Genomic DNA, 12,844 nt, shown 5'->3' on the forward strand with positions numbered 1-12,844 from the left:
GGGGCTCAGCCGGTGGTTCGCCCGCCGTCCTCCCCCAGGTCTCAATTTTCGACTCGTCGGTGCTCGCTCTCACGAGCCGATCCAAAATCAACATCCCAGATCCTAAAAGGCAACTTGCAGCCGCCCGGTGACGAAGCCGTCCGCAAGGGCATCGGCCGGCGCCTGGTAGTTCACCAGCACCCGCAAGACCGAGGAGGCGTCGTAGTTGTACCCGAGGACAAGTTGGTCGTCGGGATCCGCGAGGCGGGGCGTATCGGGGTCGTAACCGTCAAGCCGAGCGAGCACCTGGTGCCCCGCCCCCACGTCGACGCCGGCCGTCGCGTAAAACCCAACGGGCGATTGGGAGCCGACCTCTGGGACGGCGGATCCATCGGGGTCTAGGTCCGCGGTGTGGAATTCTCCTGCCACGAGCCACCGTCCAGCCTCGTACTGGGCGTCGGCCTGTAGGAGGAGACGCGTTCCGGCAAACGAGGGAGCAGTGTTCGGAATTGTGGCCTGGTCGTCAATGCTGTAGCCCCCGCTCACCCCGACGTCAAGCTCGCCGGGCCCGAGGGGCACAGCCCCACGCAGGCGCCCAAGGTACAAGAGGCGGTCGTTGTCGTTTGGGCTGAGGCCGCGCGTGCCGTTGAAGGCCCCAAGCGTGGCAATCACTTGTGCGTCACTCTCCTCTGGCGTCAGGTCGCCCGACAGCTGCACGCCCGCCTGCCGGGCCGGGGCCAGGGCGTTGACCCCACGGGCCCGCTCGGCGAACCGGATGCGCGGCCGGGGGGTTAGAAGCTCAGCACTGTACGGCGTTTTGAAGAGGCCTCCGCGGAGACGAAGCCGATCTGCCAGCGGGAGCTGCACAAATGCGTCGAGCAGGGGACTCGACGACGCAAAATCGGTCTGGACGACGTACGAGACGCCCTCTGCCTGCCCGCCGAGCCGAAGCCGCGCACTTCGGGCCCGAAACCCGTCGCTCGGACCGGTCTCCCGCCCCAGAACCGCATCCGCCTGCACGAGCCCTCCCACCCGAAGGGCATCGCCCGCCCCAACCGTTACGCCGGTGCCGCCGGGCGACTGTCCAGCCGCCGGCCGGGCCATTGTGCTGAGGCCAATGAGGAGTCCAGCGAGGCCCAGAAGGGCTCGTCTCAGGACAGCAACAAGCGTCGTCATGATTCAGCGTCAACGATAACGAGTGGAATTGACGAGGTGCCGCCGGTCCTTCACGAGACTGCACGACGGGCAGCAAGTGAGATTCGCGACAGGTCCGACACGGAGGAGGAATTCAGGGGTTTCGCCCCCAGTTCGCCCCCGCCTGCCTTCGAGCCTGACGGGGGCTCCGGGGCGATCCCCGCCGGGGACGTATCTCGTTGATCGGATTGTCGTTGACACACGCAATGAGTACCTTCTTCGTCCCTCAGTGCATGCCCCACCGACACTCGCAACTGGGGGTGGACTGATGCGTCCCTCCGTGTGGATGCGCTCTCTCCCGTGCCTTTCGGCCCCATTGATCAGATCATGTCTCTGTTCCTTGCCGAACTCATCGGAACCACCCTTCTTCTCCTTCTGGGCAACGGTGTGGTCGCAAATGTCGTCCTCGACGGCACCAAAGGCGAAGGCGCGGGCTGGATCGCAATCACGTTTGGGTGGGGCACGGCCGTGTTCGTGGCGCTGTTTACCGTGGCCGGGGTCAGCGGCGCCCACATCAACCCGGCTGTCACGCTCGGGCTCGCCGTGGCCGGCAAGTTTCCATGGGCGGAGGTGCCCATGTACATCGCCGCGCAGATGATTGGCGCTGCCCATTCCTGGAAAGCGCGACAGCCACTGGGGCTACGCTTGGATTCCGGTTCTCGAGCCCATGGCCGGGGGCGCCCTGGCCGCGGGCGCATACCTCTTCCTCGGCGGGGCCCACGTTCCCCTCGAGCTTTCGGCGTGGATGGGCGGATGAGCCATTCTGCTCACCCTTCGGCCCCTTCGACTGGGCGTCGTGCCCGCGCGGGGGGCAGGTCTGCCGCTCGCAGCGCCGCCTGTCCCCGCACCGTCAGGTCGGTCGTGAATCGGAACTGGTCGCGGGGGTCCACCGGGTAGGCCTTGAGGCGGTAGTGCGTGCCCCACGGCTGCTCCGCCACGACGACGTCGATGGGGCGCTCGATCTGCAGGTACGGGCTTGTGAGGGCCACGTCGCGCAGGAGGGCGCGGACCTGGCGGCCGTCGTGCTCGGAATCGAGGTAGAAGTCCGCCACGCACTGCAGGTCCTGCGTCCCATCGTTGGCGTTGTGGATGAGCTGGGTCCACAGGGCCTGGTGCGGCACGACGATGACCGTGTCGTCCGGCGTCACCATCTCCATGGCCCGCATGCCCACGGTCCGCACCTCGCCGTACTCGCCCTCCACCTCTACCCAGTCGCCCGGGCGATATGCCCCCTCGTAGATGACGACGATGCCCGCGAGGAGGCTGCTGACGTAGTCTTTGAGGGCAAAGCCGATCGCCAGCCCCGCCGCCCCCAGAATGGCAACCAGGTTCTCGAAGGTCGGCTCAATCAACTGCGGGACGATGAGCACAAGGGCCGTCGCGATGATTACGAGGCGCAGCAACGGCACCAAGGCCAGGGCCGAGAGCCGGTAGCGCCCGGGCAGCTGCTCGGCCAGGCGCGGGCCATAGCGCTGCACCAGCAGCGTGAGCGTCACGGCGACCGCCAGGATGGCCGCGACCGCCACCAGGCCCTCAATCTGAATCTCGCGCAGTATGTCTGTCGGCTCAGGCGTCATGGGAAGCCCTACACTGAGAAGCACACACAGATTCGGCGGTCTTATCCGTCGTCCCGTCGGTCCGAAAGATACGCCTCGTCTCGAAGGAGGCCACAGACGACGGGATACCCGAGGGACGTCACCCGCCACGTCTCGCCGTCCTTCGTGAGGACATCCGCACGGCGAAGCGTTCGCAGCCGGTCGCGGCGCTCGTAACGGTCCACCGGCATCACGTGCGCGAGAGTCGCGTCCGAAAGTCCGCCGTGCAGGACCAACGAATGCAGGAGGAGAAGCCCTGGACGGTCAAGGTCGTCCGGGCGCTCGGGACGATCAAGGTCGGCCCAGGGCGGGACCTCCGCAGTCGCCGAGCCGGCTGTCGCCGGGCGGGGGGCCCGGAGGCTGTGCCGCCACAGCGCCCACGCCACGCCGGGATCCCCGTCGCTGAAGGCGGCAAGCGACTGCAGGAAGGTCGAGGGAGGCTCCTCTTCTTCTGTCGCGGCGGGCCCCGGCTCCGAGGGCCGCCCGGCGCCTGGCAGCACACGACCGTCGTCCCGTTCCTCTACAGATCCTTCGGAAGCTCCGCCTTGTCGGGCGAGCGCCCGAAACCAGCGCGCCAGGGCCCCGGCCGACAGCGGCTGGAGGGTGACGCGGCGCGGCGCCCGCCCCGGCCATGCCCGCCGCAGGTACCGCCAGGCATGACGATCGACCCCGATCACGCCGCGCCCCAGCGTCCCCGCCGCCCAGGCATCCAGGAGCGCCCGCACGAAGGCCAGTCCGTCCGGGGTGCGCAGCCACCACCGCTCCAGGCGCGGCAGCACCCAGGGCGCCCCTTCCTCCCGCTGCGCATCCACCCACGCGGCTCCGTCCTCCTCCCCAAGACGACCGCGCGGTGGGGGCTCCAGCACCACCGCGTCTTGACGTGTCCCCCACGCCTCGACGATGGACGGAGCGTCGTGGTAGGCCGGCTCGTACACCAGGGGCGGCGTCTCCATCGCCTCCGGGTCCGGCCCCACCACCTCGTCCAGCGCGGCCACCGCCTCCGTCCAGTCGGGGGGTGGCGCCAGCCGGTCGCGAAGCGCGTCGGAAAGTGCCCCGCCGCCCTCCGCCGCTCGGTCTTCGTCCACAGTTCGCGTCTCTCCCGGGACCGCGTCCCCGGAGACCCAGGCCCGGAGCCGCGCCAGGCCCGCCCGCAGAACCGACAGGCCCACGTAGAGCTGCTCCTCGACGGGCGGCTCCGGCACGCGCGCTTCGCTGGGCGACACGTACCCCCAAATCGCATCGTCGTCCACGTCCCACTCGTCAGTCATGGCACCTGTACAGAGGCTTGACCCTCCCAAAACGAAGAGGAAACAGCGACGGCCGTGTGGCAGGGCCGGGTCCCTACCGAAATTCCATCCAGAAAAGAATGGTAACGATGAGAATCGTGAGGCTAATCAGGAGGTTGGTGGCCGTCACCCATCCATCGCTGATCCGGTCGAGCTTGTACAGGCACAGGTCGTAGGCCCGGTCGTAGGTGCGCTTGATGCTCGCGAGGATGAGCTCCGCGTTGTCCGCTCCCTGGGTTTCAATCGTGTCGGCCTTGGCAAACGCAAACGACAGTTGCTCCACGTCCTGCTCAAACGCCCGGACGGACGTGCGCACCTCATGCAGCCGGCCCAGAAGATCGCGGAGCTCTCTCCGGCCTGCACGGTCGTAGAAGGCCGGTTCGAGGTCGTAGACCGATTCGAGGAGGTCGTCGAGGTGCTCGTCCAACTCGCTCCCCTCTTCCATCAGCGAGGCGAGCCACTTCCAGTACTCCTCTTTTGAAAACTCGTGGATGACGGCGGCCTCCGGGTGCACGTCGAGGGCCTGCTCCGGCTCTCCGGTCTCGTGCCCCCGGGCCCGCAGCAGGTCTTCGAGCGCGTCCCCACGTTCGTAGGCGGGCAGTTCGGGCGTCGACATCAAATCCATGGGATACGCAGTGTCCATCAACAGAAACAAACCGGAGGAGCCCTGAAGCCAAATGGAATGAGCCGCCGCTCCAATGTCCTTCCGGACGCCGTACGCGTCAGATCCACTCGCGGCGGCGAAAATACAGGAGGAGCGCCCCTGCCAGGGCGATCATGAGTCCCCACACGGCCGGATACGCCCAGGCCCAGCCCAGCTCGGGCATGTACTCGAAGTTCATGCCGTAGATGCCGGCGATGAACGTCAGCGGAATGAAGATCGTCCCGATGATCGTCAGCACCTTCATGATTTCGTTCATGCGGTTGCTGATCGAGGTCATGTGCAAGTCGTGCAGCCCGCTGGCCGTGTCCCGAAGGGCCTCCACCAGGTCGAGCACCTGCACCACATGGTCGTACGTGTCGCGCACGTACGGCTGGTTGGTGTCGTCCCAGAGCGGCGCGTCGAGCCGTTCGAGCTGATGCAGAAGCTCTCGCATCGGCCAGGTCATCCGGCGCATAAAAATCAGGTCGCGCCGCAGGTCGTGGATCTTGTCCTCCACGTCTTGGGCCTCCTCCCCCATGATTTCATCTTCGAGGTCCTCGGTGCGGGCCCCCAGTTCCTCCAGGACCACGAAGTAGTGATCGACGATCACGTCCAACAGGGCGTAGGCCAGATAATCCGGGCCCTGATCACGGATGCGCCCCCGCCCGTTCCGGATGCGCTTGCGGACGGGATCGAAGACGTCCCCGGGATCTTCCTGAAACGAGATGAGGTTTCGCTCTCCCACCAGGAAGCTCACCTGCTCGGCCCGCAGCTCTCCCTCGCGATCGTCGTCGAAATAGACCATCTTGACGACGAGGTAAATGTAGTTCTCCTGGGCATCGAGCTTGGGGCGCTGCCCCGTGTGGACGATGTCCTCTTGAACGAGCGGATGCACGTGAAAGTGGTCGCCGATGGTCCGGATCACCGACTCGTCGTGCACCCCCGCCACGTTGATCCACGTCACGGGCGTCGTGTCTCGGTACCGAAGCACCTCGTCGATGCCTTCCTCATCGGTCTCGAACAGATGATCCGGCCCGTACTCCAGGACCCGAAACGCAATCGGCGCACTCTTCTCCTCCCCCACGAACACCACCGAGCCAGGAGGGAGTCCAACTTTCTGCTCGTGGCCGGGCGAGACGAAGTTGCCTTCGGGACTGGACATGCATGCGCAAAACCGGTGACGGAGGGGAAGAAGGGACAAGTCCGCCGAGGAAATGTAACCGACGGGCCCCCGAGAGACAAACCGTTCGCCCCAGATGTCGCCCCCACTCGCGTCCGGTCCACAGGCGGGGCCCGCCGTCATTCGACGACATCCGGATTCAGCACCCGAAATTCCACGCGGCGATTCAACGCCCGTCCCGACCGCTCTTCGTTCGAGGCGACCGGCTCAGCCTCGCCGTATCCGCGCGCAACGAGCCGGCCGGGGGCGATGTCAAACTCATCCAGCAGGTACGTGCGAACCGCTCCGGCTCGCGCCTCCGAGAGCTGCTGGTTGAAAGCGTCCGCCCCAATCGAGTCAGTGTGGCCCCCGATCTCGATTCGGAGCTTCGGGTAGCGCTCCACCACGTCCCCAACCGCGTCCAGCGTCCGGGTGGCCCGGGGTTGGAGGGTGCTCTCCCCAAACGCGAAGTTGACCTCGTATCCCCGGAAGACGCCCGTATCAAGCAATCGCCGCTCAACGACATCGACGCGGGGCCGCCGCACCGTGTCGGGCGCCGCCCGTACCGAGTCCACGACCGTCACGGTGTCTGACACTGGAGCCTCGACGCGAGCGGTGTCGGCGGGCAGAAATCGAAATTGCTCGGCCGTCTCCCGGGCCAGCGCAGGCCCTGCGTCTCCCTCCGCCAGGAGATCCCGAATGACGGCCTGCAGCCGACGCTCGAGCCGTCGCAGGTCGGCCCGCGTCAGTCCGCGCCCGGCGAGCGGGCGGGCTTCTGGCTGGGACATCGGCGGGGCGTCCCGCGGCGCCAGGCGGGTCCCGAGCCGCTCCCGCCATTGATTGGGCGACTGGCGGATCTCTTCGATCCGATCCTGCACCCGCTCAATCCCCTGCGGTCGCATCGCTTGGGAGTCCGGCGGTGCGCTCTGTGCATAGGTCTGCTGGCTCAGGCCCACCGCCAGCAGAGCTGCGCCCACAAGACACAGCCCCCCCAGTCCCGATCGGAGGAGCATCCAGCATGTATCGCCGGTTCGCGTCATGACGCCCTTCGATTGTACGAGACAGCGCGGTCCTGCGGGAGGACGCCACTACAGCCGCACACGGACCCCGACGTGCACACGGTGGCTGCTGAACGCATCGAAGGTGCTGTACTCCAGGAAGACGCGCCGACCGCCCTGGAAGCGATAGTCGAGCCCGAACGTGCTGATGAGGACCGGCTCAAACGTGAATCCGCCCAGGCTCGAAATTCCGCCCCCAAGTCCCGCGTAGGGCTCCAGGGGCACTCCCACGAGCTCCGTGGTGGTGTTCCGCAGGAAGCTGTAGGCCCCGCTGACGAAGAAGGACGGCGAGAGCTGCCCATTCCCAACCCCCAGCCCGAACTCAGGAATGATGTGGAACCGGGACGTGGGCGAGGTCCGGTAGTCGGCACGAAGGCCGAGGTGGGCCTGGTTCGTGACCTTTCCGCCCCGGAAGCCCACGATGGGGACCAAGTAGGTCAGCGGTCGGCCCAGCGTCTCACGGTAGAACGGTTGCGTGCCGTCGCCTGCCGGAGCCGAGCGGGACGGCTGGGGCTGCTCAGCCCGTTCTTGCTCCTGCAACTGGCGCTGAAGCTTGTCGACCTGGTCTTGGAGACGCTGCACCCGCTGGGCCTGCGCGGTCTCCTCATGCTGCTGGTCGCGCCGGGTCCTGCCGGCCTCACGTTGGGTCACTGCGTCGCGCACGGTCTGCCGGATCAGCCGCTCAATGTCGGCGTCGGTGAGGGCCCGGGCGCTGTCGGCCCGCCCCTGCTGCTGGAGCTGCTGGCGCAGGGCCTTGCGGACCCGCTGCTCTACGTCTTCCGGCACAGCCTGGGCTGGGCCGTCGGCCTGCGCTCCCTGCCTGGACGAGCGGACCTGGGGCTGTGCGTCGTCCCCGAAGCGAACGTAGATTTCCCCGCTCTCCGGCACGGGCACCGTCATCGTGCGGTCGGACAGGTTCGATTGTTGCCGCGCCGTGGGCCCTACTACCGGTCCTCCGGTCGTGTCGGCACGGGACGGCCGTCGGGAACCGGTCTGGAGGGCCGTGAGGGCCCGCTCCAGCGAGTCGGCCCGCGCCCGGAGCCGTTGCTGCTCCGAGGTGGTATCATCTTCAGCCTCCGGCGTGTCCGCCGGGGCGAGCACCGGTTCGGGCTGGGGCCGCGGCGTCGGGCGGTCCGTTCTGCCGCCGCCAATGCGAAACTCAATTCCGGCCGTGTACATCAGGCTTCCGTAGAGGTCGCCGGGGTCGCCCGCCTCCACCGTGTTCGGATTGTCCATGACGAGGCCTCGCGCGCCGCCCGAGAACTTCACCGATTGCGTAAGCGGCACTTCAAGCCCAATGCCTCCCATGCCGAAGAAGCGGTCTTCCGGGGGCAACGTGCTTTCGGGAATGTCGCCGGAATACCCGCCCAGCACATCCAGATATCCCCCCCCCACCTTGGCGTACGGAACGAAGCCACGGCCCGGCGCGAGGTTAAGACGCAGCTTCAGCTCGCCCCCATACATCTGCAGTTCCTCGAACCCGCCCGTAAGATTATCCGTCACCGCAGTGCCCTGTCGCCCGCGCCAATAAAAGCCGCGCAGCCCCACGTAGGGGCCAAGCGACACCCCGGCGTTCACGCCGCTCAGGTTCTGGTCTTTCGGAAATCCGAGGGCGTCGTTAAATTCGATTCGTCCGTGGAACGGATTGACGTACAACTGCACCCCGCGCAGGAATCCTTCACCCCCAAACTGCTCCTGGAGCGCCTGATCCACGGCCGTCTGCTCCTCGAGCGACCGGCCCCCGAGGTAGAGCGCCAGCGACGCCGTAAGGGCCGGCGACGTGACGAGTTCGGTTCCGGTCTCGAAGTTCTGCGCCCCGGTCGGTCCCAGGAACGTCGCCACCGGATCGTACCGGTATCCCAGCATCTCGGCGCCGACAGAGATCCGGTACCGGTCGTAGGCACTAAACGTCACGCCGCCGCCCGCCGTCCCGTAGATCGTGCGGGTCCGCTCCGCGCCGTCCGGATCGAACTGCATCACGCCGCTGCCCACCGTGAGGTAGGGGATGACACGCCGGTCGTACAGGTTGAACCGGAGGCGCGTCCCGAGGCGCCGCACGTCCACGTCCCGGTTCACCAGTCCGTTCAGCCGATCAATGTTCGAGAAGTCCGTCCTGGCTCCCGTATTTGCGAAATACTCGGCGCTGGCCTGGAAGTACCGGCCGAAGCTGAGGCCCAGCGCCCCCCCGTAGAGCGTGCTGCTCCCAATCGCCGCGGCGTCATCTTCGAAGACGCCCTGCACCCCAGGTTCGAACGTATACCCGACGTCGCGGAACTGGGCCGTGGCCGGACGTGCCGCCATCAGCGCCGCCAGCAGGAGCCCCCCCGTAACGAAGAGGACCTGAGCCCCCGAAACCCGTCGAACGAAAGCGAGAAGACGAGAACAGGAGGAAGCTACCATAACATCGAAGACCGCTGAGGAAAGGAATGTGGAGGAGGCGGAAAAAGAGATGCAACGCACCGATGGGGAAATGTCCCCAAAGAGACCGGCCTGAGAATGTAAAGCGTGGATGCCCCTACTGGGCCTGGACCCGCTCCAGCTCCATCCGGAGCGTGCCATTGACGTTCTGCGTCAGCCCGCCGTAGCGATCCGACGAGTATTCCCGCAGGTTCACGTCGCGCACCTCCTGGTTCACCACGAGGCGAGCACCACTGTTTTCTCGCTGCAAGCGCACGACGGCGGGAAGCAGAAGGTCAAATCGGTTCTCTTCACTAACGTTGCTGAAGTCAGCCGTAACCCGGTCCTGTCCCGTCGAAAATTGCCCAGAGAGCAAGGAGCTGCCAGGACTGCCTTCGAGCCGGTAGATGAGGTTCACTGTGGCATTGCCCCCAAAAAACTCCATTCGGGGGGACGGCGGCGGGCTATCGGAGGCCATGAGCGTGTCGGCGAGAATGTCAAAGTTATTTACCCCCGAGACCGTAAAACGCATCTCCTGGATTTCGTACGTGCCTTCCAGGTCCGACGGCGGCGGCCCCCCACCGTTTGAATCACAGGCCACGAGCCCCAAGCTCAGCGCCAAGGCAATAATTCCGAGGACTCCCCTCCCACTCGTCTGGTGCAGGCAACAAGAGCTAAAGGGAAGAACACGGTCCAAGAACATGAAAGAAGGAGACTTGAGGAGAAGAAGCGGCGGGATGTGGCGCAGGGACAACCTGGCAGGGAGAACCTGGAGGAGATACGCCAGACGGGACAAGCGAGTACCTTACGGCGATGCGAACTGCTGAAGCGGGCACCAACCGGATCAGCGAAAGCCAGAAACTATACTTCGTTCCCCGCTTTGAAAATATGTTACACCGTTTCAGACAGATCTTCTTGTTCTGGCTTGTTCCTTCGATCCGCTCCGAAACCGGCTTACTCAACGGCGAAGAGGACAGCCTACCCTCGTGAACGGCCCCGTTCCATATCCATAATGGCGTACGTTCCCATTCCTGGTTCCCATCCTCCATTCCCCCGACAAGACGCCCGCGACATTAACCAAGACGAACGGGCGGATCAGTGAGGGCCTGCGCGCCCGCGCCAGCGCCCCGGGCTTCACCGTCGTGGAGCCGACGGGCGCCTTTCCCTTCCAGCCTCCTGATAAGGGCTGGCACTTTGACTTTCAGATCTCGCCGGGACGGGAGCCGCCTTGCCCTCCCCGTAGTGGCTGAGGCCCCTAGTCGGATTCCGTTATTGACACCGTCCGACGCGCGTCGTTCTTTGGAGACGACACCTTTGCCTTCATCCGGCTCCCCCTCCCATGCCCGACGACGATTCCTCCCCGGCCCCGGCGCTCGACCTTTCCCTGCGGGAGCTGCGGGACCACCTGCAGGCCTTTCAGGACGACTACCTGAAGGAGAAGAGCGACGAGACGGTAGGGACATATCGGCGCTCCCTCAACTCGTTCGAGAAGTGGTTCGTCCAGCAGAACAACTTCCGGTTCACGGAAGACGACGTGCGCGAGTACAAGCGCCACCTAATGGAGGACCGCGACCTGAGCCAGGTGTCCGTGTCCACGTACCTTACGGCCCTCCGCCGCTTCTGCCAGTACCTCACCGACATCGGCGAGCTGGGCGAAAATCCGGCCACGGGCGTGAAGGGCAACCGACGGCCCGACACCCACTCGCGCTCGGTGCTCACCGAGTCCGACATCGAGAAACTGGAGGCGGTCGTCGACGACCAGACCCAGATCGACAAGCGCGACCGGGCCCTCATCGCGCTCATGCTCTACGCGGGCCTTAGTGAGATCGAAATCGTCCGGGCCGACGTCGAGGACCTGGAGCATACCCTCATGGGCCCGGTGCTTCGCGTGCAGGGGAAGGGGCGCGACGTGAAAGACCAGGAGGCCCCGCTCGACCCGCCCGTCCTGGAAGCGGTGGAGGCATACCTGGACACCCGGGAAGACGTCCACCCCGAAGATCCGCTGTTCGTCTCCCACGGCCACCGCTCGAAGGGGAAGCGGCTCAAGACGCGGTCGGTGCGGAGCCGCATCAACGGCTACCTCAAGGAGGCCGGCATCAAGCGCAAGGGCGTGACGCCGCACAGCCTCACCCACACGGCGGCCCTCCTCTGGCTCAACGACGGGATGCCTCTCGAAGAGGTGAAGGAGCGCATGCGCCACGGCACCCTGGACACGACGATGATCTACTACAAGAAGCAGGGACTCCTCAAGCGCGACCCGGAGGAACTGGAAGAGCTGGACGTGTAGCGGGGACATCGTGGGACCGGACGTCCGGCCTCGCCCCCTCGGTTGCCCCCGCCGTCCTCAATCGGAGAGTGCCCGAATGGACCGCCCATGCGCCCGCACTGTGAGGACAGGACAGGGCACGTGCCGAATCACGGCCTCCGCTACGCTGCCGAGCAGGACCCGCTCGATGCCTGTACGGCCCTGCGTGGACATGACGATGAAATCGGTGTCGTGGTCCTCGACAAATTTGTTGATCGCGGATGCGGCCGTGCCGGTTCGGACGTGCACCGCGACCGGAACACCCAGCGCTCCTAGCGTTCTCCCCATCCTCGCCAGTGCCCGGCGGGCACTCGTCTCCGGTCCAGCGCCAGGCTCGTCGTGGGCCGACGGCTCTTGGTCCGGGGGCGGCGCTGAGGTCCCCGTCACGACGTGCAGGAGGTCCACTTGCGCATCGTAGAGGCGGGCCCACTCCGCGGCGGTGCGCCCCGCCTCTCGCGCATTCTCCGAAAAATCCACCGGGACGAGGAGGCGCTCCATCTGCCCCGGCACAGGAGGGACCTCGGCCTCTTCCCCGCGCAGCGTAAGCACCGGGCGGTCCGCCCCGCGGATGACCGCCTCGGCCACGCTCCCCATCAGAACCCGACGCGGCCCGCGCCGTCCCCGCGTGCCCTGGGCGATCAAATCGATCTCTTCCTCGTCGGCAAACCGGTGGATGGTCTCCGCGACGCCCCCGTCCTTGCGGGACACGCCCTCGATATGAACCGCCCGCAGGGCCTCCTCCGAAGCCACACCCGCCTCCCGCAGCTCTTCGCGAATCGCCCGAAGATCCCGCGCCGGGTAGGGCGTGTCGTCCCGGTCAGTCACATGGAGGACGTAGAGCCGGGCCCTCATCTTTGCGGCGAGGGCGAGGCCGTGGGGCAGCACCCGGGCCGATGCCTCCGAAAAGTCGTGGGGAACCAGAACTCTGCTGACGACGAGCATCGGTCGCAGATACAGGGAATGGAGTCGGAAACGGCTGCGTCCGGACGTTAGTCAGGCTCTGCACTTGCCTCTCGCAGACGACCGTCGTGTGTTCATTGCTAAAAACTGCCCTGGGGCTGGTCAAGTTCGCCCCCTCCTCGTGCCGGCGCGTCTCCGCACGCCCCTTTTTGCGGCCTACGGCTTTTTGCAGCCTACGGGCGGCGCTGCCGACTGCGGGCGCCTGTGCCGGTTCGGGCGGGAACGCAACCCGGCGCCTTCCGTGCCAATCGTGTTGTATTTGCTCGCT

At 66.2% G+C, this 12,844-nt stretch carries 10 protein-coding genes and 1 pseudogene; 2 read left to right on the forward strand and 9 right to left on the reverse strand.

The window, feature by feature from the left end:
• Nucleotides 1-102: 102 nt before the first annotated feature.
• Nucleotides 103-1,155 (reverse strand): porin, encoded by a 1,053-nt coding sequence (locus V5A20_RS04910; RefSeq protein ID WP_332326830.1) that lies wholly within the window; start codon nucleotides 1,153-1,155, stop codon nucleotides 103-105.
• Between the two features lie 345 nt (nucleotides 1,156-1,500).
• Between V5A20_RS04910 and V5A20_RS14080 the strand changes: the two are divergent.
• Nucleotides 1,501-1,930 (forward strand): annotated as a pseudogene (locus tag V5A20_RS14080) (aquaporin).
• Between the two features lie 10 nt (nucleotides 1,931-1,940).
• Here the strand turns inward: V5A20_RS14080 and V5A20_RS04920 are convergent.
• From V5A20_RS04920 to V5A20_RS04950, 7 genes are all read right to left on the reverse strand, one after another.
• Nucleotides 1,941-2,750 (reverse strand): mechanosensitive ion channel family protein, encoded by an 810-nt coding sequence (locus V5A20_RS04920; RefSeq protein ID WP_332315531.1) that lies wholly within the window; start codon nucleotides 2,748-2,750, stop codon nucleotides 1,941-1,943.
• A gap of 41 nt (nucleotides 2,751-2,791) precedes the next feature.
• Complete coding sequence (locus tag V5A20_RS04925; protein ID WP_332326831.1) at nucleotides 2,792-4,036, reverse strand: hypothetical protein; 1,245 nt, start codon at nucleotides 4,034-4,036, stop codon at nucleotides 2,792-2,794.
• Nucleotides 4,037-4,109: 73 nt separating this feature from the next.
• Entirely contained in the window at nucleotides 4,110-4,679 is a 570-nt protein-coding gene (locus tag V5A20_RS04930) for a hypothetical protein (RefSeq protein ID WP_332315529.1), read from the reverse strand.
• A gap of 97 nt (nucleotides 4,680-4,776) precedes the next feature.
• Entirely contained in the window at nucleotides 4,777-5,859 is a 1,083-nt protein-coding gene (gene corA, locus V5A20_RS04935) for a magnesium/cobalt transporter CorA (RefSeq protein ID WP_332315528.1), read from the reverse strand.
• A 137-nt stretch (nucleotides 5,860-5,996) separates the two neighbouring features.
• Nucleotides 5,997-6,896 carry an OmpA family protein gene (locus tag V5A20_RS04940; RefSeq protein ID WP_332315527.1) on the reverse strand — a complete coding sequence of 300 codons (900 nt, stop codon included), beginning with the start codon at nucleotides 6,894-6,896 and terminating at the stop codon, nucleotides 5,997-5,999.
• A gap of 48 nt (nucleotides 6,897-6,944) precedes the next feature.
• On the reverse strand, nucleotides 6,945-9,314 hold the full coding sequence (locus V5A20_RS04945; protein WP_332326832.1) for a hypothetical protein: 2,370 nt from the start codon (nucleotides 9,312-9,314) through the stop codon (nucleotides 6,945-6,947).
• A 115-nt stretch (nucleotides 9,315-9,429) separates the two neighbouring features.
• Entirely contained in the window at nucleotides 9,430-10,014 is a 585-nt protein-coding gene (locus V5A20_RS04950; RefSeq protein ID WP_332326833.1) for a hypothetical protein, read from the reverse strand.
• Nucleotides 10,015-10,650: 636 nt separating this feature from the next.
• Between V5A20_RS04950 and V5A20_RS04955 the strand changes: the two genes are divergently transcribed.
• Nucleotides 10,651-11,598 carry a tyrosine-type recombinase/integrase gene (locus V5A20_RS04955; protein WP_332315524.1) on the forward strand — a complete coding sequence of 316 codons (948 nt, stop codon included), beginning with the start codon at nucleotides 10,651-10,653 and terminating at the stop codon, nucleotides 11,596-11,598.
• A 57-nt stretch (nucleotides 11,599-11,655) separates the two neighbouring features.
• On the opposite strand, the gene V5A20_RS04960 is transcribed toward V5A20_RS04955, so the two are convergent.
• Nucleotides 11,656-12,558 carry a universal stress protein gene (locus tag V5A20_RS04960; protein ID WP_332315523.1) on the reverse strand — a complete coding sequence of 301 codons (903 nt, stop codon included), beginning with the start codon at nucleotides 12,556-12,558 and terminating at the stop codon, nucleotides 11,656-11,658.
• Nucleotides 12,559-12,844 lie beyond the last annotated feature (286 nt).

The organism is Salinibacter sp. (assembly GCF_036626415.1).
Taxonomy (GTDB): domain Bacteria; phylum Bacteroidota; class Rhodothermia; order Rhodothermales; family Salinibacteraceae; genus Salinibacter.